Annotated in this window: 20 protein-coding genes; 5 read left to right on the top strand and 15 right to left on the bottom strand. The window is 64.6% G+C overall.

Going from position 1 to position 24602, the window contains the following annotated elements; translation table 11 throughout:
- Positions 1–118: 118 nt before the first annotated feature.
- From QY325_05675 to QY325_05645, 7 genes are all read right to left on the bottom strand, one after another.
- The gene (locus QY325_05675) at positions 119–1420 is read right to left on the bottom strand and encodes a serine hydrolase (GenBank protein ID WKZ67412.1); all 1302 of its coding nucleotides are present in this window, start codon (positions 1418–1420) and stop codon (positions 119–121) included.
- Between the two features lie 20 nt (positions 1421–1440).
- Entirely contained in the window at positions 1441–2691 is a 1251-nt protein-coding gene (locus tag QY325_05670; GenBank protein ID WKZ67411.1) for a glycosyltransferase family 87 protein, read from the bottom strand.
- A gap of 4 nt (positions 2692–2695) precedes the next feature.
- Positions 2696–3085: a hypothetical protein gene (locus QY325_05665; protein WKZ67410.1), complete on the bottom strand. Its 390-nt coding sequence runs from the start codon at positions 3083–3085 to the stop codon at positions 2696–2698.
- A 45-nt stretch (positions 3086–3130) separates the two neighbouring features.
- Positions 3131–4252 carry a hypothetical protein gene (locus QY325_05660; GenBank protein ID WKZ67409.1) on the bottom strand — a complete coding sequence of 374 codons (1122 nt, stop codon included), beginning with the start codon at positions 4250–4252 and terminating at the stop codon, positions 3131–3133.
- A gap of 39 nt (positions 4253–4291) precedes the next feature.
- On the bottom strand, positions 4292–6007 hold the full coding sequence (locus QY325_05655) for a M1 family metallopeptidase (GenBank protein WKZ67408.1): 1716 nt from the start codon (positions 6005–6007) through the stop codon (positions 4292–4294).
- Between the two features lie 61 nt (positions 6008–6068).
- On the bottom strand, positions 6069–6416 hold the full coding sequence (locus tag QY325_05650) for a hypothetical protein (protein WKZ67407.1): 348 nt from the start codon (positions 6414–6416) through the stop codon (positions 6069–6071).
- 25 nt (positions 6417–6441) lie between these two features.
- Positions 6442–8766 carry a family 20 glycosylhydrolase gene (locus tag QY325_05645; protein ID WKZ67406.1) on the bottom strand — a complete coding sequence of 775 codons (2325 nt, stop codon included), beginning with the start codon at positions 8764–8766 and terminating at the stop codon, positions 6442–6444.
- A gap of 163 nt (positions 8767–8929) precedes the next feature.
- Between QY325_05645 and QY325_05640 the strand changes: the two genes are divergently transcribed.
- Positions 8930–9478, top strand: coding sequence for a 30S ribosomal protein S16 (locus tag QY325_05640; protein WKZ67405.1), 549 nt, complete (start codon positions 8930–8932; stop codon positions 9476–9478).
- Between the two features lie 151 nt (positions 9479–9629).
- Positions 9630–9926: a hypothetical protein gene (locus QY325_05635; protein WKZ67404.1), complete on the top strand. Its 297-nt coding sequence runs from the start codon at positions 9630–9632 to the stop codon at positions 9924–9926.
- A gap of 13 nt (positions 9927–9939) precedes the next feature.
- On the opposite strand, the gene QY325_05630 is transcribed toward QY325_05635, so the two are convergent.
- The 5 genes from QY325_05630 to QY325_05610 all read right to left on the bottom strand — a co-directional run bounded on the left by QY325_05630 (position 9940) and on the right by QY325_05610 (position 15589).
- Positions 9940–10470: a YdeI/OmpD-associated family protein gene (locus QY325_05630; protein ID WKZ67403.1), complete on the bottom strand. Its 531-nt coding sequence runs from the start codon at positions 10468–10470 to the stop codon at positions 9940–9942.
- A gap of 42 nt (positions 10471–10512) precedes the next feature.
- On the bottom strand, positions 10513–10845 hold the full coding sequence (locus QY325_05625; GenBank protein ID WKZ67402.1) for a translation initiation factor: 333 nt from the start codon (positions 10843–10845) through the stop codon (positions 10513–10515).
- Between the two features lie 186 nt (positions 10846–11031).
- Positions 11032–13770, bottom strand: coding sequence for a hypothetical protein (locus QY325_05620; GenBank protein WKZ67401.1), 2739 nt, complete (start codon positions 13768–13770; stop codon positions 11032–11034).
- A 19-nt stretch (positions 13771–13789) separates the two neighbouring features.
- Entirely contained in the window at positions 13790–14752 is a 963-nt protein-coding gene (locus QY325_05615) for a hypothetical protein (protein ID WKZ67400.1), read from the bottom strand.
- 84 nt (positions 14753–14836) lie between these two features.
- Positions 14837–15589 carry an SDR family oxidoreductase gene (locus QY325_05610; GenBank protein WKZ67399.1) on the bottom strand — a complete coding sequence of 251 codons (753 nt, stop codon included), beginning with the start codon at positions 15587–15589 and terminating at the stop codon, positions 14837–14839.
- Positions 15590–15728: 139 nt separating this feature from the next.
- Between QY325_05610 and QY325_05605 the strand changes: the two genes are divergently transcribed.
- Complete coding sequence (locus tag QY325_05605; GenBank protein WKZ67398.1) at positions 15729–16934, top strand: DegT/DnrJ/EryC1/StrS family aminotransferase; 1206 nt, start codon at positions 15729–15731, stop codon at positions 16932–16934.
- A gap of 12 nt (positions 16935–16946) precedes the next feature.
- Here the strand turns inward: QY325_05605 and QY325_05600 are convergent, their stop codons facing one another.
- Complete coding sequence (locus tag QY325_05600; GenBank protein WKZ67397.1) at positions 16947–18074, bottom strand: FAD-binding oxidoreductase; 1128 nt, start codon at positions 18072–18074, stop codon at positions 16947–16949.
- A gap of 117 nt (positions 18075–18191) precedes the next feature.
- Between QY325_05600 and QY325_05595 the strand changes: the two genes are divergently transcribed.
- Positions 18192–22340 carry a hypothetical protein gene (locus tag QY325_05595; protein ID WKZ67396.1) on the top strand — a complete coding sequence of 1383 codons (4149 nt, stop codon included), beginning with the start codon at positions 18192–18194 and terminating at the stop codon, positions 22338–22340.
- A complete protein-coding gene (locus QY325_05590; GenBank protein WKZ67395.1) occupies positions 22340–23098 on the top strand; it encodes an RDD family protein in 759 nt (252 codons plus the stop codon). Before QY325_05595 ends, QY325_05590 begins: the two co-directional genes overlap by 1 nt.
- On the opposite strand, the gene QY325_05585 is transcribed toward QY325_05590, so the two are convergent.
- Together QY325_05585 and QY325_05580 are read right to left on the bottom strand one after the other, a co-directional pair.
- The gene (locus tag QY325_05585; GenBank protein ID WKZ67394.1) at positions 23085–23849 is read right to left on the bottom strand and encodes a hypothetical protein; all 765 of its coding nucleotides are present in this window, start codon (positions 23847–23849) and stop codon (positions 23085–23087) included. The genes QY325_05590 and QY325_05585 overlap by 14 nt on opposite strands.
- A gap of 93 nt (positions 23850–23942) precedes the next feature.
- Positions 23943–24596 (bottom strand): outer membrane lipoprotein carrier protein LolA, encoded by a 654-nt coding sequence (locus tag QY325_05580; protein ID WKZ67393.1) that lies wholly within the window; start codon positions 24594–24596, stop codon positions 23943–23945.
- Positions 24597–24602: the final 6 nt, after the last annotated feature.

The raw sequence follows: 24602 nt of genomic DNA, 5'->3' as shown, positions 1-24602 counted from the left end.
GGCCAAGCCCACCCACGGCGACATCATCCGCTTCGCCCCGCCGCTGGTGATCACCGAGGAGCAGCTGATGGAGTGCGTGACATTATCCGCACCAGCCTGCGGCAGTTCGCGTAGCCGGCTACTCCTTCACGAACCGAACGGTGGCCGCTCCGCTTTCACCCCTGAACGCCACCGTGTAGCAGCCACTGGCCAGACCGGACACATCCAGACCGATGCGGTCGGAGCAGGTCTGTTGGGTCAGCACGATGCGGCCGGACCCATCGCGCACGGTGATCTGGCCACCCCCTTGGCCCACGTGTACGTCCACCCGGTAGCGCGACGGATTGGGGAACAGTTCCATCCGTGGGGTGGCCTCATCCTGCGCGCCCGTGGCACCGCACATCACCGCGTTCAGGTACTGCCAGATCTGGTCGTTGTACAGGTTGGGCACGAAGATGTCCTCGGTGGGCAGTTCGCCCATGCGCACCACCACCAGGCCCGTAGCCGGCGATACGTTGATCAGCTGGCCATTCTTGCCCATGGCGCTGTACATATCGGAGGGGGCGGCTGGGCAGAGCATGCCGGGCAGGCTCAGCTGGATGCCCGGCAGCATGTAGGTGCTCTGGCCGTTGAGCCACCAGAGGTAGCCGTAGGCGGGGTTCAGCGCCTGCGAAGGGGTCACCATCGCCTGGAAGTAGTCGCTATCGGTCATGATGGGCTCGCCGTTCCATTGCCCCTGTGCCAGCGCCAGCAGGCCGAACCGCGCCATCGCCCGGGCCTTGCTGAGGAAGACATTGTTGCTGCCGATCTGAACGAAGGCGCCCTGCAAGCCGGTGGTGACCGTGAGCTTGCTGAAGAGGTAGCTGTTGAGCGACTGTCCGGTGGCATCCTCGATGACGCCGTCGAGCAGGGTGTACGGGGCATTGTGGTAGGACCAGCGGGTTCCGGGCTCGGCCAGGAATTGGAGGCACGCCGGAGCCGTGCAGTCAAGGTCGCCTGAATCATCAAGCCCGCTCGTCATGGTCAGCTGGTTGCGGATGGTGATGGCCGCCTCCTGCTCGGGCGTGCAACTGGTCCAGCCCACGCCGAGGTAGGCGCTGCTCGGGTCGTCGATGTCGAGGAATCCTTCCTCCTGCGCCTTGCCGACGAGGAAGGCGGTGAGGCTCTTGCCGGCGCTTGCCCAGTACCAGAGGCTGTCGGCCGTAAAGGTGCCGAAGTAGTGCTCGATGACGATGCGTCCGTCCTTGAGCACCAGGAAGGCCTTGGTATTGGTGCTCTCGAGGAAATCGAGCAGCGGCGGAACCTGATCGGTGCACCAGTTGAGCGCAGCCGGGTCCTGCGTCTCCCATGCGCTTCCGAAGGTGGGCGGGAAGTACAGCGATTGCCCGCAGGCGGTGCCGAAGCTCAGCAGGGCGGGCAGCAGGAAGGAACGGTGCACCATGGCCGCAATATGCTTGATTCCTAGGACCCCGGGCGCAGCCCATGGTTCGATCGCGGCGAAGGATTCGCCGCATGCAGGCCGGCGGCAAGGAACAGGAGAGCGCCGTTGGCTGCACCGAGGATGCCGTAATGGACCATGACGTCGGCCATCGGTCCCAGCGCATCTCCCCAATTGCCGCCATGCCCAAGGAGCACGAGCAGGCCGGCGGCCCTGAGCCATCGCGGCCGTTCGCTGCTCCGCAGCCCTTGGATGAGGTAGGCGACCAGCGGCATAGCGAAGAGGAAGTGCTCGGTATCGGTGAGCGTGATGCTCGGAACGAGCGCAATGAGCAGGAGCGCCTCGAAGGCCATATTCCGTGAGCGTTCGCCTCCAGGGGCCTCCAAGCGCAGGTGGCGCAGCATCAACAGTCCGAACGCCAAGGCGATGGCCGCAAGGATGGCGGGTGCCTCCCAGGCCAAGGGTGCTCCCCAGATGCGCTGAAGCACTGCCCGGTGGAGGAATGAATAGATGGTGTTCACGTTCTCATGCTCGGTTCCGCCCGTGTGGATGAGCGAGGCGTTGTGGCGGGCCATCTCGGCCAGCCACTCGCCGTGCAGCTGCAGCGATGCGGAAGGGCCGAGGAGCGCAGTCGGCAATGCGACCGCCGCCACGAGCAGGGTCAGGGCCATGGCCAGCGCCGACCAGCGGCGACGCAACAGCAGCCAGGGAAGCAGCACCACGAAGTGGGGCTTCAAGGCCACCGCCAGGCCGAGCAGTGCCCCCGCTGAGCGGTGGCGGCCGCTGAGCAGCCGTTCGAGCCCGGCCATCAGCAGCCACAGCAGCATGGCGTTGACGTTGCCCAGGTGCAGCTCGCGATGCAGGTGGGCGCCGGCTGCAAGGGCCGTGAGGAATAGGGGAGCATAGGCGGCAGGTCGGCCAGGGAAGAGGTTCTGGCGCAGCAGCCGGTCGATCGCGAGCGCGGAACCGATGAAGGCGGCAATGACCAGCGCAAAGTGCAACGAGGCGGCCGCCTTATAGGGCAGTAGCGACACCGGCACGAAGAGCAAGGCCGCTGCCGGCGCATACTTGAAGAAACCGGTGCCCAGGCCATGCGCCACGCCATAGAGCGGTTCGCCGTTCAGCAGCGCTTGCGCCGCGCCGTAGTACACCCGGAAGTCATTGAGCCAGAACCGGCCATTGATCCGCTCCAGGCCGTAGAGCAGTGCACCCAGCACGGCCAGGACCAGGACGAATCGCCCGGGGAACGGGATCCGCGCGAGGACACCGCGCATCCACCTATTGAGGCTTGCTGCGATCCACCTCCTTCACCAAGCGGCCATGCTCGTAATGGAGTTCCCGGTAGATCTGCCCATCCGGGCTGTAGTCATAGTGGATCCCGTGCTCCACGCCATTGGCCCATTGCTCCACGTACTTCCGGGTGCCGTTCTCGTAGTAGTAGGTCCATTCGCCATGCTCCACGCCATTCTGGAATTGGCCCACGTATTCCAGCTTGCCGTTCGGATAATAGACCTTCTCCATCACCTTCACCGCTTCCTCGCCCTTCCCTTTCATGTAGATGACCACCTCCGGCTTCCCGTTGGGATGGCTGGCGGCGACGTATCTGTGGGTGCTGCAGGAGGCCAGCAGCAGCGCCGCGAGCAGGGGGATGAGCAGGGAGCGCGCCATGGCTGGCGAAATTAGGGGAAACGGCTTCGGTGCGCGCGGGTGGCCTCAGGGCAGGGCCACGCGCCGGACGCCATGATTACCACCCCGGAGGAGATAGGCGCCGGGCGCCAGGTGCACGGTGGGCATCGCCTCGGGTGCCGATGCTGCGGCCACGGTTCGCCCACCGGCATCCATGAGTTGCAGGGGAGTTCCCGGCGGCAGGCCTTCGACGGCGATCACCGCTTGGCCCAACCGCACGCTCCAAGGCATTGAAGGTGTGCGTTCGGTCATGCCCACTTCCGGGGTGACCACCCAGCCGATGTCGCGCATCACGCCGATGGCGATGGGCCCTGGCCAGTGATTGGCCTGGCCCGCACTGCTGAAGGGCGTCATGAGCTCATTGGGGTTGCCGACCGGGAAAGTGGCCTCGTTGAGGTGGACGCAGCTGCTGCCCAAGGCGAAGGCCGCCGGTGCATAGATGCGCGCCGATTGCCCGGCATTGGCGGCGGCGGCGAAGGGGCCGTTGAAGTATACCTGGTTGCTGGTGAAGGCCGATCCCAGCGCTGTGCCGGGGTTCTCCAGCAGGTGCAGCTCCCCCTGTGCCGTGCTCGTGAGGTGGCGATCGAAGATGCCCGGCAGGCCCTCCTGCTCGGGCCAGGGGAAGGTGGTGATCAAAGGCCCGAAGTCACTGATCTGCACCTGGCCGAAGGAGCCTTCGGCGCCTACTTTCTTGGCCAATCCCACGAACCCCAGCCCGTGACCGAGCTCGTGCAGGGCGATGCTCACAAGGTCATATTGCCCGGGCGGTGTGTTGCCGTCCACGCCGTAGTACCAGGCGGCGCTGCTGTTCAGGTACACGTTGATGTCGTCCTCGCCAGGATTCAGCTCGGTGCCCGTGATGCTGTTGGCCAGGGCGGTGGCGTACCAGGTGGATGGCACGGGCACGCCGGGAAAGTCCTTGCGCCCGTTGGGGAAGGTCACACCGAGTGCGGCACTGCCGAGCGGGAACCAGCTCACGGCAACCTTGATGGGAACATCGCTCTCCAGGATCCCGCCCCAGATCGCCGCTGCGTGCGCGATGGCAGCCTGCGCCTCGGGAGGGGTGCCGAAGTGGGTGATGCTGAAGGTGGCAGCCGAGGTGGCATGGGTCACCCCCAGGGCGACCGTGCAGGCAAGCAGCGAACGCATGCTACGAACCTACGCATCGGCAGCGTCCTCCTGTCCGAATTACCGGCCCACCCGCTTCCCGCTCACCCGCTTCTCGCCGATGTACAGGTTGGGGTCGATCCGCACCGGAGCACGCCGCCCCGCGCGCGCATCCACCGTCGTCCAGTCAGCCGTGACCCCTGCGGTCAGAATGGTGCGGCTTCCCACCTCGAGAAGGACCGGCATCCGCAGGCCCGGTACGCCGTTGGCCCATCGGCACATGAGCCGGCCCTTGCGGACGCCCCACTCCAGCACCGGCACCTTGGTCGAGCGCAGGTACTGGTCGAAGATGCTCGGGTGCAGCAGCTCCTTCGTGCGCTCGTCGAAGCCGATCATGAAGCCCTCCACCTCGGCGCTGGTGACGATGCGGTGCCGGAACCGTCGGTTCATCTCCAGCAGCATGGCCCTGAAGGTGCTGTCGCCCACGATCGCCCGTATGGTGTGGAGCAGGTTGGCGCCCTTGGGGTACATGTCGCCGCTGCCCTCCTCATTCACGCCGTACGGCCCGATCAGGGGCCGGTCGTTGCGGATATTCCGTCGGATGCCGCGGCAGTAGGCATCGGCCGCCTCGCGCCCCAGCAGGCACTCGGTGTGGAGCACCTCGGTGTACATGGTGAAGCCCTCATGCACCCACATGTCCGCGATGTCAGCGGTGGAGATGCTGTTGCCGAACCACTCGTGCCCGCTCTCGTGCACCAGAATGTAGTCCCAGGCCATTCCGTGGCCGGTGCCGCTGAGGTCCATGCCCAGGTAGCCGTTGCGGTACTGGTTGCCGTAGGCCACGGCGCTCTGGTGCTCCATGCCCAGGTGGGGCGCCTCCACCAGCTTGTAGCCATCGATGTAGAAGGGATAGGGGCCGAGCCACTCCTCGAAGCAGCGCAGCATGCCGGGCACCTGGGCGAATTGCGCGCGGGCGGCGGCCTCGTTGGCGGCCAGCACCCAGAAGTCGCAGTCCAGCGGCCCGTCCAGCCCCGGGTGAACCGTGCTCCAATGCACGTAGCCGCCGATATAGGGCACCAGGTTGTAGGTGTTGATCGGGCTCGTCACCTGCCAGTTCCAGGTCGTTGTGCCGTCGCCGTTCCGCTCCTTGCTGCGCAGGCGTCCGTTCCCGATGGCCTGCAGGCTGTCCGGCGCAGTGATGCGCAGGGTGGCGCCCCGCTGGGGCTCGTCGCTCTGGTGGTCCTTGCAGGGGTACCACGAACTGGCTCCGAGGCCCTGGCAGGCTACGCTCACCCAAGGCTTCCCCCAGTCATCCTTCCGCCAGATCCATCCGCCGTCCCAGGGTGGATTCTTCGCAGCGATCGGTTCGCCATGGTAATGGATGGTGACGGTGCTCGCTTCGCCGGCCTTCATGGGCTGGGGCAGCTCGATCCAGATGACATTGCCCTCGCGGGTGAAATCGACGGGCCTGTCGGTGACCGTGATGGAACCGGCCTGGAAGACGGAGGCCTCCATCACGATGCTGTCCACCGTCAAGGGCTGCTGCAGGTCGATCTGCATCCGCCGGCCTTCGGCCACGGCATCGAAGGCGATGATGGTGCGCCCGGCGATGGTGCGGCGCTGGAAGTCGGGACGCACGCTCACGTCGTAATACACCGCATCCCACCAGGCGCGCCCGGGGCCGATGCTGCCCCGCAAGGTATCCGCACGGGTGAAGGCCTGATCCGCACGGGTGAGCTGCCCCCAGCCTGCAGGCGCCAGGGCCAGCCAGAGGACCGCGGTGACCGCTTGCTTCATGCGGGCAAGGTAGCCGGTCGCTGCGCTAGCCATTGCGGGGCGGTGCCGTGGGTGGAGCGGCCTATCGCGCGGGGTCCTGCGCAGGCCCGGTTGCGGAGAGCATCACCACTTCCAGCTTGCGGATACCGTACTTCTGCTTCAGGCTGGCGCGGTGCTCCTCGCCCTCCTCGCGCGTGCCGAAGAGCAGCACATCGAAGTCCATGTCATTGATGTCCTTCAGTTCGGCATGCCGGGCGCGGAACTCCTCCTTCAGCTTGGGCTTGGTGGCCGCCTCGGTGGTCTCGATGAGCGGCGTGATGTACACCGTGGGGCCGTTCCGCCAGTTGCCGATGGCGAAGCTGTAGATGGTGCTCTGGGCATGCACGGCGAAAGCGCCGAGCAGCAGGGCCAGGAGGAGGATGGTGCGCATGGTCAAGGCTGAACAAAGATTATGCTCATCGCACTTCGATCTCGTCCAAGAACAACCACGCCGGGTTGCCGGCACCAGGGTCGCCAGCGGGAATGATGCCGCTGTGCAGCACCTGCAGCTGCACGTAACGCGCTTGGGCCGGCTTTTCCACCGCGAACACGTTCCGTCCTTGAACCCTGGTCATCATGGTGGACTTCCGCTTGATCGGATCCGCCGGGATCACGGGGATCTCGCGCATCGTCGGGATGGCCATGCCGACCGAGGTATAGTTCTTCCCATCCGTGCTCACTTGGAACTCGATCGCCTTCGGCGCGTGGATCCAGCTGTGGGTCTCGTTCAGGGCGCCGATGGCGATGCGGCTGATATCCTGCACGCTGCCCAGGTCCACCGTGATGGTGACGCCCTCCTTCCAGCCCAGCCACTCCGTGTTCACGCGCTTCTCCTGCGCGCTGATGCCATCCACCAGGGTGAAGGCACCGCCCTCGTTGTAGCGCTCGTTGGGTGCAGCGCTTAGGGTGATGGGGCGGGCGGTGGCGAGGTTGAAAAGGAATTTCCTTACAGCAACAGGATAGCCCTTGCCGGGGGGCCTGGTCTCGGCTTGGATTCGTGCTTCGACAATACAAGAACGTCCTATGACGAGTGTGTCCGTAGATCCCCCGCCTCCCAAGGGCAGTCCATTTTCATTGTAGACTCTCCAGATTATGTCCGTGTGTAGGCCTTCTATGCCAGAGAGCGCGTCGATTCGGATCTGGCCAACACTATCTCCTTGAGATGGAAGGATTCGAGCTTGATACAGGCTCTTGCTGACGTTCACGTTCATGGCCTCCAGCCTCGGGAACTCGCCTTCTAACCGCTTGATGAAGTCGGCCTCGTTGCGTTTCTCCTTGGGCGTCCACAGCACTTCCGCCAAGGCCAGCATACGCGGCACGGCCATGTACTCCACATGCTCCGGCGTGAGGATGTACTCCGTCCATACGTTGCCCTGCGCGCCGAGGATGTACTTCTGCTCATCGGGCTTCAGCTCAGCGGGGATGGGCTCGTAGCCGTACACCTTCTGCAAGGTGGTGTAGCCGCCGAAGGCCAGCGGCTCGTTCGCGGGATCGCCCTGGTAGTGGTCGAAGTAGCAATGGCTGCCGGGGCTCATCACGGCGTAGTGCCCGCTGCGCGCCGCTGCTATGCCGCCTTCGGTACCGCGCCAGCTCATCACCGCCGCGTTGGGCGCCAGCCCGCCTTCCAGGATTTCGTCCCAGCCGATGATCTTGCGGCCCTTCGCGTTCACGAACTTCTCGATGCGCTGGATGAAGTACGACTGCAGCTCATGCTCGTCCTTCAAGCCTTCGGCCTTCATCCGCGCCTGGCACTTCGCGCAGGCCTTCCACGCCTCCTTGGGGCATTCATCCCCACCGATGTGGATGGTGGTGCTGGGGAAGAGGTCCATCACTTCGGAGAGCACCTCCTCGAGCAGGGCGAACACGCTGTCGTTCCCCGCGCAGAACACGTCCTCGAACACGCCCCAGCCGCGCTCCACCTCATAGGGACCACCCGTGCAGCCCAGGTGAGGGTAGGCCGCCAGCGCTGCCAAGGCATGCCCCGGCATCTCGATCTCGGGAACCACGTTGATGTGGCGCGCCGCCGCATAGGCCACGACCTCGCGGATCTGCTCCTGCGTGTAGAAACCGCCGTAGGGGATGCTGTCGTACTGGAGCTTGGCATACGGCCCCACCTGACTGCCCTTCCGCCATGCGCCCACCTCGGTGAGCTTTGGGTACTTCTTGATCTGGATCCGCCAGCCCTGATCGTCCGTGAGGTGCCAGTGGAAGCTGTTCATCTTGTAGCGGGCCAGCAGGTCGATGTACTTCTTGGTGAACTCCACGCTCCAGAAGTGGCGGGAGGCGTCCAGGTGCATGCCCCGCCAGGGGAAGCGCGGCCAGTCGGTGATGGTGAGGCAGGGGAGGGTGCCGGTCGCGCGGCCCTGCTCCAGCAGTTGGATCAGGGTGCGGCTGCCCCGGAAGAGGCCTTCGGCGTCCGGCGCATTGACCGTAATGCCGTCGCTCAGCACCTGCAGGTGGTACCACTCGTCGGGAAGAGCGGTCTCGGTTTGAATGATGTTGAATCGTATGCGTAGCGGAACCTCGCAGAGTATCTCCGCTTCAGGGTGGAGTCGCAGGATTTCCAGACCAACTTGACTCCTTTCGTCGCCCGCATTCCCTTCGACCGACCATGGGCAGGTCAACGAACATGTGCCACCGGAATAGGTCATCTCCACGGGCGCGGGGATGAGGGAGGGCAACGGGGCCTGCTGGGCCGACGATTGCACGGCCATCAGGAGCAGAAAGGGCAGAAGGCGCATGCTGTAAAGGTGCATCGCACCCTGCTTGGCGCCACCCGGGCCGGGTGCCTGATTCAACGGACTGGTGACCAGGGAGGTACGTTGTCGGAGTCCCGGTTGGAAATCCGGGTGGAATACCCCATCTTTGCACCCCCAATTCCGGGACCTAAACACAAACCGCGACATGCCAACTCGCATCCGCCTTCAGCGTAAGGGCAAGAAAGGCCGGCCTTACTACCACTTGGTGGTGGCCGATTCCCGCGCTCCCCGCGACGGGAAGTACATCGAACGGATCGGCGCTTACGATCCCAACCAGAACCCCGCATTCATCGAGATCGACCGGGAGAAGTGCTTGGATTGGCTCCAGAAAGGCGCCAGCCCCAGCGATACCTGCCGTGCCATCCTCAGCTACACGGGCGTCGTGTACCGCAATCACCTCTTGAACGGGGTGAAGAAGGGCGCCTTCAGCCTTGAGGAGGCCGATCGCCGCTTCGATGCCTGGATGAACGAGAAGAACGCCAAGATCGAGTCGAAGCGGAACAAGCTGGTCGCCGGGAAGACGGATGCCGAGAAGGCCCGGATTGCCGCTGAGCTGAAGAAGGCCGAGGAGATGGCCGCCAAGCTGAGCGCGAAGCTGGCCGCCAGCGCTGCCGCTGAGACCGCTGCGCCTGCCGCTGAGGAGGCCGCCGCAGAGGCTCCCGCCGCCGAGGGCGAAGCCCCTGCCGCTGAGTAAAGTGGAATGAGAACTCATGGAGGCCCCGCCATCGGCGGGGCTTCTTCTTTGCAGGCTGGGCTGATGGCCTGCATGTCGCGGATTCGACCCGGTGCCAGGGGGGCATATGCATCATGAGTTGGCCAATGACCCTGCGGTTCGTGGTCGGTGCTTGCGCAAGCCGGAGCCCGTGGAGCGTGCCGGCCTACGTGTGGAGCGCGCCAGCGCGCATGACCTGCGCATCTGGCAAGCCCTCCGGTACAGCTTGATTGCGACATTATTGACAGGGGTGGCCCCAGATGGGGGGCAGGTGCGGAACCACCAGGTGGCGATGAGAGCGACGGGTGGCACCACGCCGAGCAACGCCTTCGCGGCATCCGGACGGCTGGCGGGCGTTGTGCATGCAGGCGTGCGCAGGAGCGATTGGCACTGCGCCGCCAGCATCGACGATAGGGCCAGTACGGGCTGACGATCGACGGCGCTTATCCCTTGCGTTTAGCCGACTCCTTGGATGGGCCCTTGCCAACCTGGAAGTCGCCAGCCTCGAAGCGACGCAGCAATTCGGCCACACGCTTGGCCTGTGTGGGCGCGGTCTTGGCGCTGCCTACCCAGTAGCACATGCTGCGCTTCATGCCAGGGGTGAGCCTCTCCCAGGCGGCCTTCATCTCCGGCATGAAGTCCAGCGTCTCGGCCAGCGCTTCCGGCAGGTCCAGTTCATCCGGGTTGGGGTGCTTCCAGAACTCCACGTGGACCGGGTCGCCCACGCGCTTGAGCTTGGCCGCCCTGCGGATGTCGCCGCCCAGGATGATGATGTGCACCCCGCTCTTCTGCGGCATCAGCGCGCGGTCCACCGCCACGCCGTTCACCGTGCCCAGCACCCGCACGCGTCCCTTGGTGCCGAACTCCTGCACCACATCGATGGGCACTTCCACGTACGTGAAGGCCATCTGCGCGTTCATCTTCTCCAGCGGAGCGGTGAAGCGGTAGGTCTTGGCAGCGGGATTCTTGGCCATGGTCAAGTGTCGACCCTTGGGGTCGACGGTACAAGTGCATGATCAGCCGCCCGCCTTCTTCGCCTTGTAGCCCTTCTCCGTCAGGTAGGCCAGCACCTTGTCGCGGTGATCGCCCTGGAGCAGGATCACGCCGTCCTTGGTGTTGCCGCCCACGCCGCACTTGCTCTTCAGCGCGCGGCCCAGGTCGTCCAGGTCGCCGGGCTTGCCCACGAAGCCCACGATGCGCGTCACCTCCTTGTTGCCCTTCAGCCGGTCAAGGTGGATGCGGAGGTCCTGCTGGGGCGGGGGCAGGGTGGCGGGCTCACGTGCCGTGCTCAGGTTCTTGTTGGTGCTGTAGACCAAGCCACCAAGGCCGCTGGGTGGGCGCTTCTTCATGGGGCCAAAGGTCGCAGTTCAACGCAGAGGCGCAGAGGGCGCAGAGAGGCGCTGAGTTGGAACATCAATCACTCCCGATCCGCCTGGATGCGAATGTTCCCGCTCGGACCTCATCTCCCGATGCGCTGCACGCCTCAGCCGTTACTCTCCGCGTTCCTCCGCGCCCTCTGCGCCTCTGCGTTTCTCCTACTTCCACCACGTGATCAACGGCCTCGTCATCTCCAGCCCGAAGCGCCTGGCCTCCTCCAGCTTGAACGGCCCGTGCATCTTCAGGTAGAGGTCGAAGGTGATCGGTCCTTCCTGGTCGGCCTTGAAGTTGGTGTGCCAGTAGTTGTTGAGGACGTAGAGGTAGATGGTGCTGCTGCTCTTCGCCTCGGTCTTCCAGGCCTTGTAGTACTCCGGGTTGGTGCCCTTGCCGGGGTTCACCTTGCGCTCGTCCACCATTTCGCCGACCTCCCATATCGCGCCTTGTGGGCATACGATGGTGACGCCCATGCTGTCGTTGCTCACGTCGATCCAACGCTGGACGCAGAAGAAGTCGTTGTTGCTGCCGGGGATGCGGCCGCTCTCGGGCGTTACGCAGGTATCGCCGATGCCGATGCGGACGGTGGCGTTGGGGATCTGGATCGGAATGGAGATATGAAGTGATTCTTTGGTCCGCGTCGGCGTGTATTCAATCTGATATCGACGGTGAACCACTCCATCTTCTTCTTTCTCGAATTTCAACTCCATGGGGGACGTCGTGATGAAACTCTTGGGATCGAGTCCATTGACTTTCCAACACCTGAACGCATCATCCTCAGGAATCCTAAGAACTGATGCCTGCTTCTCCTCCTTAATCGGAGCTTGCCCGGAGGAGAGCGTTCTTTCAATCGCATCCACATACCACCCCGCACTATCCGCGAACGCCTTCTTCACCCGCCATTGGTCGGTGGTGAAGTGCGCATCCGGATCGCTGATGCTGCACCAAGCGCCCCAGGTGTGCTCGTGCCACATCACGATGCTGCGCTTGGCGCGGTAGAGCAGGTGCGGGTCGATGGGCTTGTTCAGGATCTTGGCCGCATCGATCAGGTTGGAAAGTCGTGCGCTGAGCACACGCACTTCGCCTTCCTCCTTCGCCGTGCTGTACGCGCCATCCTCCCAATAGGGCGTGAAGTCACCGCTCCAGGTGGGGATCTGCTTGCCGTACTCCCGGTCGCACTGCGCCATCATATCGCCCACGTTCGAGATGATCAGCCGCGGTGAGGCATACTTCTCGTTCCATTCGCGCACGAAGTCGCTGAGGGTGCTGTCCACCGGGCCGTTGTCGCTCACGATGTTGTAGCGCCACTGCACCATGTCGTAGGGATAGCCCTTCTCGGCCAGGTCGTTCATGTAGGCGGCGATCTTCCGCGTGCCGCGCTCCTTGATCGCCCCGGCGGTGTACCCGTGCCAGCCGCCGTAGCCTTGGCCGGCTGTCCACACCAGGATGCTGTCCTTGCCGGTGGTGCCCTTCCACCAGTAGGGCTTGTCGCCCTGCTCGCGCAGGGTGCTGCCGATGCGGTCGCCGCCGTCGGGCATGTCGGGGATGTAGTTCGGCCCCTGGCTCAGGTGGCGGATGCCATGCGCGGCGTAGGCGTCCACCATGCTCCAGCTCATGCCGGGGATGTCCGTCTGCATCGCCATGGTGATCGGCAGGTCATACCACTTCCGCAGCGAATCGGCGTACTCCACGATCCAGTGCATCTCCTCGGGCGTGCAGAGGCCGGTGAGGATGTTCGCGTAGTTCGCGCTGAGGGCGATGCTGCCGCTCTTCACCGCCGCGATGAAGCGTTGCTTGTCCGCCTCACTGCACTTGCCCAGGAAATTCTCCACGGCCCAGAGGCTCTCCACGTTCCACACGAAGCGGCTGTCTTCGGGATAGTCCTTGGTGCGGTCGATCAGCTCCAGCGCCTTCCAGATGTTGTTGTTCTGGATCACCTCCACTTCGGCCTGCAGGTGGCTGTAGCCGATGTCGGTGTGGCTGTGGTGGACAAGGTGGATGTCGCGGTGGGGTGCGAGACGGACAAGAATCGTTGTGTCCAGTACCGGACGATTGGACAAAGAAGCCTGCGCCCTAATTGGAGCACGATGTGCCGCTCGGTCCTCTGGAAACATGATTGCGGGAGTCAACGGTGAGACATGCACTGGGGTCTCGAACACGTTCAGTCCATTCTTGATCTGATGCTTGGTGGGCGCTACCCCAGTAAGGCGCACTTCGAGTTCAGTAGGTTCGCCGAAGTGCATCACGGTGAATTGCGCAGGCTGCATTGGAAGCTTTGAGTCGCGATACACGAACGGCAATACGTCCACCTCCACCTTCTCCTCGAAGGTGTACCGGAAGGTCATGAACCAGTCCGGGCTGTTCTGGGCATGGCCCACCACCTTCAGCCGCAGCGGCTTGCCGGGCGTTATGTACTTCCGGGGAACGCGTAAATGCGCAAAGCCGTGTGCATCGCCGTGTCGGTCAGCCTTCGAGAATTCGAACACCAGCGCCACTCCGTCCACCGTGTCCACCTGCCAGCTTTGCGGCTGGGTTGAATGGTGCGTAGTGAACGTGAGCACCTTTTCATCTCCAATGAAAAGATCGAAGTTCCGATTACCGCCACTGGTGGTGCTGTTGTGCGCGGCGATCCAGCTGAAGTAGTAGTAGGGGATGTTCTCGTCCTGTGGATAGAAGGGCACAGCGGCGGTTTCCCATGCGATCGCCTTCGTCCCATCCGTGCAGCGAGTCAGCAAGGCCGTGGTCGCATGCTCGGGGTACACGCTGAAGTAGGAGAGGACCTCGCCTTCGATGTCCTTCGCGTAGCCGTTGATCACCTGCTGCTTGCCGAAGACGGGCAGGTCGACCTGGGCATGCGTGCCCATGATCAGCAGCAGTGCTGCAAGAAGAGCGGGGAGCCTCACTCCACCAAGGTAAGCGGGCTCAGAACGCGAAGCGCAGGCCCACGTTGGCCACCAAGGCCCGGGTCAGCCCGTCCGGCCGCACTTCCCGCACCACCGAAGGCGCACCTGCCGATGCCTCCAGCCACCAGGAGGAGCTCAGCTTGTAGCGGAGGTCGGCGGTGAGGTTGAGCGTGAGGCCTTCGGATCCCTCGATCGCGATCCGTTCGCTTCTGTCGAAGGTGAGCGGCCGCTCCCGCGTATCCTGGCCCAGGTGCATGATGGCCAGGATGCCCGGCTGGATGGTGAGCTTGCCGATGGGGATCGCATAGAGCAGCCGGGCCACCGCGTCGTCCGCGCGCTCCAGGCCGGCGCTTTCGAAGTAGGCGCGGCCAACGGCGTTATCCAGCCAGTTGAGATGGAGGTAGTCGTTCTTGTTCTGGTGCACCAGCACATGCTGCCAGGCCAGGGCGCCGGTCCACCGCTTGTGGCGGTAGTTCACGCCAACGAGCAGGTCGGTGGTGCCCAAACTGGTCTGGTAGGGCATGGGCAGGCTTCGCGTGGTCATTGCAGTGGACGTGCCCTCCAAGGGGTCGTCCGCGTTGCCGGAGTTCAGCTTCACGCCCACCATCGCGTCCAGCCGCCTCTGGTCCTCCTTGATGAATGCGTAGGACGTGGTGAGCACGGGGTCGCCCACGCCGCTGTTGCTGCCGAGGTCGCCCTCGATGCTCATGTACGGCACGCGCAACTGCACCCCCCAGCGATTGGTGATGCCGAATCCGACCTCCGGGATCACCTGCAGCACCGTGGTCGATCGCTCGCCGATGGCATAGCTGAACGTCATCCGGGCATAGTGACGGGGCTCTTTCTCGGTGCTGGTGGAGTCGGTCAGCACGGGGATCTCGACGATCGGTCCGGCCGTGCAAACGCCGGCATCGCTGCAGCCTTGGGCGATGGCATGCTGCGCGATGAGCACCAAACCACAGACAAGAAGGGAAGAGGGCATCTGCCGCATCGGGAAAAGTAACGGGGCCTTATCCCGCGTAGTATCCGCTGATCGTTCTCCAGCCTCCCTTCTTGACACCTGGGCTCAGCGCGTCAGATATCCACCGTCCACCGCGTAGTAGCTGCCGGTGACGAAGCTGGCCTTGTCGCTCGCGAGCCAGAGCACCAGTTCGGCCACCTCCTCGGCACGACCCAAGCGGCCGATGGGGTGCAGCGCTGCGATGCTGGCGAGCTGTTCCTCGGTCAGGTGCTTGTCCAGCAACGGTGTCCGGATGAAGCCCGGTCCCACGCTGTTCACCCGGATGCCTTGGGCGGCGTACTCCATGGCGGCGTTCTTGGTGAGGCCCACCACGGCATGCTTGGCGGCCACGTAGGCACTGCTGTAGGCAAAGCCCACCTGGCCCAGGATGGAGCTCATGTTGATGATGCTGCCGCCACCGGTCTTCAGCATGGCCGGGATCTGGTACCGCATGCCGTAGAACACGCCGTTCAGGTTCACCCCGATCACCTGTTCCCAGCCGTCAAGCGGATATTCCCCGGTGGGTGCGGCTGGACCGCCGATGCCCGCGTTGTTCACCGCGATGTCCAAGCGGCCATAGGCTTGCAGGGCAATCGCCACCTGGTGCTCGTTGTCCATGGCACGGCTCACGTCGCTGCGCACCACGGTGCCTTCGCCGCCTAGTTCTTGCACGGCTTTGAGTACACGGTCGGCGTCCTCGCCCACGATATCGCTCAGCACCACCTTGGCGCCTTCCCGCGCAAAGGCCATCACACAGGCTTCGCCGATGCCCGATCCGGCCCCGGTCACCAGGGCCACCTTGTTCTTCATTGTGCTCATCAATATGGGTTTATTCGGTCGTTAGCAATCTGTTCGTGAATGTGCATCCAAGGTATCGACCAGCATAGGCGGGCTTCTGACGATCGTCACCCTGGCGCGGTCCGGGCTGTACTTTTGTCGTCCTTTAACACAACCGCATATGCCCGGCACGGAGCTTTTCGGCGAAGAGGAACGCAAGGAGGTGATGGACGTCCTGAACACCGGCGTCCTGTTCCGCTACAACCACGACGCCCAGCGCAAGGGCATCTGGAAGGCGAAGGAGTTCGAGGCCGAGATCGCGAAGTTCACCGGGGCGAAGCACGCCCTGGCGGTGAGCAGCGGCAGCACGGCGGTGAGCAGCATGCTCGCGGCCTGCGGCGTGGGCTATGGCGATCATGTGATTGTGCCGCCCTTCACCTTCGTGGCCACCATCGAGGCGGTGCTGCTCGCCGGCGCCATCCCCGTGTTCGCCGAGATCGACGAGACCCTCTGCCTCAGCGCCGAGGGCATCCGCAACGCGTGCACGTCGAAGACCAAGGCCGTGCTGCTGGTGCACATGTGCGGGGCCGCGGCCGACATCGACGGCATCCTCGCCGTGTGCAGGGAGAAGAACATCATGCTCATCGAGGACACCGCCCAGGCGCTCGGCGCCACCTACAAGGGCACCCACCTCGGCCTCTTCGGCAAAATGGGCAGCTTCAGCTTCGATTTCTTCAAGATCGCCACCTGCGGCGAGGGCGGCGTGATCATCAGCAACGACGAGCAGCTGCTGAAGACCGCCGAGTACATGAGCGACCACGGCCACAACCACGAGGGCGAGAACCGCGGCATGGAGAAGCACCCCATCATGGGCACCAACTTCCGCATCGGCGAGATCAACGCGGCAATCGGTCTGGCGCAGAGCCGCAAGCTGCCGATGATGGTCGCGAAGCAGCGTGCGCACAAGGCCATCATCCAGGAACGCCTCGGCAAGATCCCCGGCCTGGCCTTCCGCAAGCAGTGCGACGATGCCGGTGACAGCGCCACTTTCTTCCACCTGCTTCTTCCCAGCGCCGACGCGGCCTTCGCGCTGCACAAGGAGCTGGGTGCGCAGGGAATCGGCACCATGTACTGGTTCAACAACATGTACCACTACATCAAGCAGTGGGACCACATCAAGCACCTGCGCATGCCCTACAGGCTGGTGGCGCACGAGCTCGGCCTGCCGCAGGACCTCAAGACGATGACCTTCTCGAAGAGCGATGCGGTGATCAGCCGCTTGGTGAGCTTCAACATCCGTGTGACGTGGACGGAGGAGGAACTCGATGGGTTCCATATCAAGGTGGAGGAGGCGGTGAAGAGGGTGATGGACGGGATGGTGGTGTGAACCCTGACGCATTCAGCGCGCCATGAGCTCCGTGGCACGTCGTGCCACACGGATGCCGATGGCCACGCCCATGCCGCCCAAGCGCACGGCCACGCCCAATCGGTCGCTGAGCCGCTCCACAAGCGGTGATTTGGATCCAGATCCGAAGGCCATCGTGCCGCTCCAGCGCCGGGTGATGGTGAAGGGCGTGCCGGGGATGATCGTCTCGCGCAGCAGCTGTTCCAAGGCTTCCTGGATGAGGGGCGTTGTCCCCTCCTCGGCCGTGCGCTCGCTGGCGAAATCGAGGTTACGGCCGCCGCCTAGCAGCACGCCGCCTTCGCAGTCCCGGAAGTAGTAGAAGCCCTCATCAAGGTGGAAGGTGCCCTTCAGCCGCAGCCCTTGCAGCGGTGCGGTGAGTAGCACCTGGCCCCGTGCCGGCACCACATCGAGGTGCGGGAGCAGCTGCGGTGTGAAGCCATTGGTGGCCACCAGCACCTGTTCAGAGGCCAGCGCTGAGCCATCCGATAGGCGAAGGAGCACCTCCGCCGTGCTCTCTTCGAAGGCTACCACGCCTGCATTCGTGCGCACAAGGATGCCGGCTTCCGCGACGCGCGCCAGCAAGGCGCGAATGAGGCGACCGCTGTCCAGGGCACCTTCCAGGTCCGTGCGCGCAAGGTGCGCGACGCCTGCCAGGCCGAGGTCGCCTACCCGCTCATCCGCCCAATGGAACGCCGTTCGACCGAGGACGGGCCAGAGCGCCCGGTTCAGCCCATCGAACCCTTCGGCTACCTGCGGGTACAGCGGGTCATCCGCACGATAGAGCTCATGCCCGCCGCTGGCCTCGAAACCGATCCTGTCATCGCCGAGTTCGCTCCGCAGCTCCTGCAGCCCGCGCCAGCGCTCCTCCACCCGGCCAAGTGCCGCATCCAGGCCCTCCTGGCGGATGTCGGCCAGCAGTTCACTGGGGCTCCCGAAGCAGGCGAAGCCCGCGTTCCGCACGGTGGCGCCAGCGGGGAATGCGCCCCGTTCCAGCACCACCACGTTGTGCCGGGGGAACCGCCGCTGGTGGAACAGGGCCGCGAAGAGCCCGACGATGCCGCCCCCCACCACGGTGAAGTCGGGGCGGGGGTGGAATGCGCGCGATTCCCAGATGCTCGGCATGCCCATGGCCCGTTTCGGGTGGGCCAAAGATGTCCTAAATTGCGGCGTTCGAGATTCGACCAGCAAACCGTTCCGGCCTTGAGCACCAGTTCGTTGCAACGCGCTCGGCGCTGCCTCTTGGCAGTCGCTGCCTCGCTTTTCCTTGCATTCGCGGCTTCCGCGCAGGTGGACGTGGTGGTGGTGTTCGGCACGGTGAAGGACATGACCACCGCCAAGAAGCTGGACGGGGTCACCATCACCGTCTACAAGAACGGGGCGAAGCTGGTGGATGTACCCACCAACGCCAGCGGCAAGTACGAGGTGAACCTCGATTACGGCTCCGATTACAAGGTCATGTGCTCCAAAGCGGGCTACGTGAGCAAGAACATCGCCATCGATACGCGCAATATCCCGGAGGAAGAGCGGCAGGGGGGCCATGGCATGAACATCGACTTCACCATGCTCGCGGAGATACCGGGGGTGGACTTCTCCATCCTGCAGGAGCCATTCGGCAAGGCGAAGTACGTGGGCGCCACCGGCAATTTCGAGTGGGACATGGATTACACCAACCGCATGCGCGATGCCCAGGCCCGCCTGCTGAAGGAGTATGACGAACGGAAGAAGCGCGAGGCCAATGCGGAGGCCGAGTTCGCGAAGCTCATGACCCAGGGCAACGCGGCCATGACGGCCTCGGACTTCAAGAAGGCCGTGGAGAGCTTTACCGAGGCCCTCACGCTGAAGCCGAACGAGCCGGTGGCCACGGCCAAGCTCAGTGATGCACGCATGCGGCTGGAGGCTGCGGATGCTGATAAGAAGCAGGGCGAGGAGTACGCCGCCCTGATCAAGGAGGCCGACGGGCTCTTCGGCAAGAAGAGCTATGAGGCGGCGCGGGCCAAGTATGAGGCCGCGAGCGACATCAAGGATGCCGAAGCCTACCCCAAGCAGAAGGTGAAGGAGATCGACGGCATTTTGGCCGAACTGGCGAAGAAGGCCGAAGAGGAGCGCAAGGCCAAGGAACTGCAGGAGAAGTACCAGGCAGCCATTGCCGCTGCCGATGCGGCGTTCAAGGCCGAGAACTGGGACCAGGCCACGGCCAAGTACACCGAGGCCGGCACCCTCAAGCCTGAAGAGCGCTACCCGAAGGACCAGATCGCACTGATCGCCACCAAGAAGGCCGAGGCCGCCAAGAAGGCCGAGGAGGAGCGCCTCGCGAAGGAGCTTAAGGCGAAGTACGATGCGGCCATCGCCGCGGGCGATGCGGCCTTCAAGGCCAGCAGCTGGGACATCGCCACCGCGAAGTACACGGAGGCATCGGGGCTGAAGCCCGAGGAGAAGTACCCGAAGGACCAGCTCGCAGCTATCGCGGCCAGGAAGGACGAGGAGCGGAAGAAGGCTGAGGAGGAGCGCTTGGCCAAGGAGCTCCAGCAAAAGTACCAGGCTGCCATCGCGGCCGCCGACCTCGCCTTCAATGCGGCGCGCTACGACGAGGCAGAGGCCAAATACAACGAGGCCGTGGGCCTGAAGCCGCAGGAGAAATACCCCAAGGACCAGCTGGCTGCCATCGGGAAGAAGCGCGAAGAGTTGGCGCAGAAGGCCGAGGAGGAGCGGAAAGCCAAGGAACTCGATGACCGCTACAAGGCGCTGCTAGCGGAGGCCATGCAGGCCTTCACCGGCGACCGCTACGATGATGCCATCGCCAAGTACACTGAGGCTTCCGGTCTGAAGCCGATGGAGCAGTATCCCAAGGACCAGATCGCCCTCATCAACAGGAAGAAGGAGGAGCTGGCGAAGAAGGCCGAGGAGGAGCGCAAGGCCAAGGAACTGCAGGAGAAGTACGATGCCGCCATCGCGGCAGCCGACGCCGCGCTGGGCGGGGAGCAATGGGACGCTGCCGTGGCCAAGTACACGGAAGCCGCCGTGCTGAAGCCCGCGGAGAAATACCCGAAGGACCAATTGGCCGTGGTGGCGAAGCGGAAGGGCGAAGCGGAGGAGCGGAAGCGCCTGGAGGAATTGCAGGCGAAGTATGATGCGGCGATCGGAGCGGGGGATGCCGCTTTCGGGAAGGAGGACTACGCGGGCGCCAAGGCCAAGTTCCAAGAGGCTATTGGCCTTAAGCCCGCCGAGCGCTACCCGAAGGACCGCATCGCGGAGGCGGAGGCGCGGCTGGCGGAGATCGCCAAGCGCGAGGAGGACGAGCGCAAGGCCCGTGAGCGCGATGCGAAGTATGCCGAGCTCATCGCCCGCGCGGACAAGGCCTATGATTCGGATAAGCTGTCCCCAGCGCTCGTGGACTACAAGGAAGCTGCCTCATTGAAGCCCGATGAGGGGCACCCGCGAGCGCGCATCGCTGACATCGAGTCGAAGCTGGATGCGGCAGCGCGGGCGAAAGCGGAGGAAGAGCGCATGGCGCGGGAGAGGGCCGATCGCGATAAGCGGTATGCCGACCTCATCACTGCGGCGGATCGCGATTTCGCCGCGAAGAAGTACGAGTCAGCGCGAAGCGCCTACTCAGAGGCCCTTGGCGTGAAACCGGAGGAGGCCCATCCTCAATCCCGTCTGGCGGAGATCGAGCGGATCCTGGCCGAGCTGGCGAAGAAGGAAGCGGCGGATCGGGAAGCGGCCGAACGCGACGCGGCGGAGCGCGCCCGCAAGGCCGAGGCGGACCGCTTGGCGGCGGAGCTGGCGGCCGCGGAAAAGGCACGCTTGGCTGAAGAGGACCGCCAGCGGAGGGCAGCGGCGGAAGAGGAGGAGCGTCGTTACCGCGATGCCGTCGCCCAGGGCGATCTCGCCTATGGGCAGGAGAATTACGAGAGGGCCCGATCGAAGTATACGGAGGCCTTGGGCATCAGACCCGCCGAGCAGTACCCGAAGGACAGGCTGGCGGCCATCGATGCGGAGATCGCCCGGCGCGACCAGAGCCGAAGCGAGGCGGAGCGATTGGCGGAGCAGCGCCGGCAGGAGGAGGAGGAGCGCAAGCGACGTGAGGCAGAGGAGCTGGAGCGCGCCCGACTGGCGGCGGACGCGGAGCGGCAAAGGCTCGAGGCCGAGCGCAAAGCCCAGGAGGACGCGGAGGCCGAGGCCCGCCGGCTCGCTGCTGAGCGCGATCGGGCCGAGCGGGAGGGCGCCAAGGCCCTGGAGGAGCGCTACCGCAGCGCCATCGTGAGCGCCGATGAAGCCTTGGCAGCGAAGGAGTACGAGCGGGCCCGGGGCCTCTACGCCCAAGCCAGCGACCTGAAGCCTGAGGAGTCCTACCCCTTGGCCAAGATCGACCAGATCGACAAGCTGCTAGCCGAGCAGGAGCGCCTGCGCCGCGAGGCGGAGCTCGCCGCGGCCAAGGCCCGTGAGGCGGAGCCGATCAAGCGCTCGGCGGGCGGATCGACCATCGACCGGAGCAATGAGCAGCAAGCCGAGGAGTTCATGCGCAAGGCACGCGAGCGTGAGGAACTCGAGAAATGGGAGCGCATCAAGAAGCTGCGCAGCGACCTCGATGCTGAGGAGAGCGCGCTGGCCAACGCATCGGCGGAGCGGCGCAGCGGCGCCATCTCGGACAAGCAGCGCCTCCAGGAGAGCAGCGCGGGACTCTACCGGGGCGACGAGACGCGCCGGCAGCTTTCAGCGGAGGAGCTTCAGGCACTGAAGGACCGCGTCGCTGAGAGCGAGGCGGAGCGCCGCGAACGCTCGTCACAGGCGAGCACGCAGCAGTATGAGCTCAAGCGGGTGACCCAGGACAAGGTGGCCGAGCGCCAAGTGCAGCTCGCCGAGCGCCAGGCTTCCGCCACAGGGCAGGTGGTGCAGGAGGCCGAGCAGGTGCACGCCTCGGAGGCGCGGCGCATGGAGCGGTCGGCGGAGCGCTCGCTCGCCGAGCGCTCGCAGGTGGAGCGCGTGATCGACCAGGAGGCGCAGCGCCAGGGTCGCGGGGCGGCACTGAACGAGGAGCGGCTCCGCGCCATCGAGGACCAGAAGCGCGCCACCCTTGCACGGGAGATGGGCTATGCCCGGAACAGCGAAGCCGCCCGGGCGCGCACCAAGGAGCTGCTGGACGCCACACCGGTGGATCAGCCGCGCGACTTCGCGCTCTACAACCGCAACAAGCTCGCGCAGGAGTATCCCCCCGGAGTAACCGAGGAGAGCTATACCGAGGGCAATAAGGTGATCATCCGCCGCGTGGTGGTGAACGGCAACAAGGCCGATGAGTACAGCAAGGTGATCGCGAAGTGGGGGGTGTTCTACTTCAAGAACGGCCAGAGCATCACCGAGGCCATCTGGACACGGGAGACCGAGGGCTGATGAGCACCATCGCGATCGAGACCGCCCAGAACGTGGTCGTGCATCACGAGGTGGCCAGCCTCGGCGACCGCATCGTGGCCTGGATCATCGATCGACTGGTGCTGGCCGCTTGGATCATCCTGTGGGTGCTGCTGTTCTTCATCGCCGAGCCGGACGATGACGTGGCCATGGTGGTGATGGCGGTGGTGCTGGCGCTGCCGTATTTCTTCTACCATCTGGCCTGCGAACTGCTGATGGATGGCAAGAGCATCGGCAAGGCGGCCATGAAGGTGAAGGTGGCGCGCAAGGATGGCGGGCAGCCCACCCTGGGCCAGTATCTGCTGCGCTGGCTCATCCGTCCGCTGGACCAATTCTATGGCCTGGGCCTGGTGGTGGTGCTCATCAATGGGAAGGGCCAGCGGTTGGGCGACCTGGCCGCCGGTACCACGGTGATCACCCTGAAGCAGCGCACCAAGCTCAAGGATACGCTGCTGGCTGAGGTGCATGATGAGCACCGGGTGCGGTTCCCCGAGGCCGTCCGGCTGACCGATGCCCAGGCTGCCATGATCAAGGAGGTGCTGGGCAGCACCTCGGTCACCAACCGATGGACGTTGATGGAGGAGATGGCCGGCAAGGTGCGCGCGGCCACCGGTATCAGCGGAGACGGGCTTCGCGCGATGGAGTTCCTCCAGCAGGTGCTGAAGGATTATGTACACCTTACCGGCCAGCAGGGCGCCGGAAGCGGGCATTTCAAGGGGGAGCGGGTCACCACCCCGTGACGAATAGCCGCCGGGCGCCGTTGATGCCGCACCGCTGGTACTGATGGTAGGCCGCGGCTGCGCGTTCGCGGATCGATTCCGGCCGCTCGCGCAGCACCCAGCCGTCCAAGGCTGCTTTGAGGGTATACGCTTCAGGGGCCATGAGGCCGGTGGTCCAGAGCAGCGGCTCCGCTCCGGTGGGCTTCAGGTGCTGCGCGAAGAAGCGCTGGCTCAGGCAAGCGAGGATGATGGCCTCGCGGTGGTTGCCGGGCCTGCCAGGGAAGGACGCATCCAGTGCGAAGTCCATGAGCCCATCGTGGCCGATGTAGGCGAGCAGGTCCGCTCCCCCGCCAGCGCTGAGCGATGCGCCACCCGCGGCGATCATGCGTTCGCCGGTGCCGCTGGCATAGCGCAGCAGGTCCTCCGTGGCGAGCCGGATGGCCTGGCCGTCATAGGCTTCGGCGATCAGGTATACGGCGCTGTCGCGGTGCTTCCATACGGCGCGGTCAAGGATGTGCGGCTCCAGTGCAGGCGGGCAGGCCACGCGCTTCCATTCCCCGGATCGGTCGAAGTGCGTCCGCACGCCATACCCGGCGCCCCAGTAAAGGTTGGTGCCCGGCTTCTGGCCGTTGCCGATGCCATGGGGTACCTTCACGATGCCTTGGTACTGGTTGTCGCAGAGCGCCACCAGCACATGCACCGTTCGAACGCGCTGCGCTACGGTGGGGGTGGGCAGCAACAATAGGACGACGAGGGGGATGATGCCGCGCATGACCGGTGAATGCGCCCGGGCGCGAGGGGTAACGCCCGCCCGTTCCTGGGCGGGAGGGGTGATGCGGCACTGGGGCGGATGCCGTGCGTCGGATCAGCGCAGGTCGTTCACCTCCACGCCTGGATACTTGCTCTTGTCGAACACGAAAAGGGCATCGGAAAGCTCGGGATTCGCGGTGAAGCGCTTCATGGTGTAGGTCACCACGTTGCCGTCCTTGTAGAGGACCTGCACGCTCCGCGGCTCGCCCTTGGCCTTGTCAACGGTCAGCACCACGGTGTGGAAGGGCTTCTTGGCGGGGTCGAGGGGGAAGAGCTTCACCACCTGGGTCATGACGCCTGCCGCATCCGCCTTCTCCTCCACGAACTGGCTCTTGAACCCTTTCTCGTACTGGGTGAAGATGCGGCTGGGGTCGAGCTCCTGGTCCATTTCAGAGGGATCGTTCAGCGTCACCTCATTCGTCTCCTTGCTGTAGGTGTGCAGCGTGGTGCCATCGTTGATGACGGTATTCTTGTCCAGCACCAGCCGGAATCGCTTGCCCTTCACCTTCATGCTGCCCTCCTGCTTCACGTCCAGCTTGTCCTTGGCGCTCTGCAGGCGGCTCGTGAAGTCGGCCTCGAAACTGGTCCATGTTCTCGCCTGGGCCATCAGCTTGTCCACGATGGCTTTGGACTTGGGATCGTCCTGGGCGCGGAGGGAGGGGAGCGCAGCGAGCAGGGCGACGGTGAAGAGCAGGGCGTTCTTGAGCATGGGGCA

This window comes from Flavobacteriales bacterium, from assembly GCA_030584065.1.
Classification (GTDB): Bacteria; Bacteroidota; Bacteroidia; order Flavobacteriales_F; family PHOS-HE28; genus PHOS-HE28.
The sequence above is the reverse complement of the archived record's forward strand: the minus strand, read 5'-3'. Positions and strand labels throughout refer to the sequence as shown.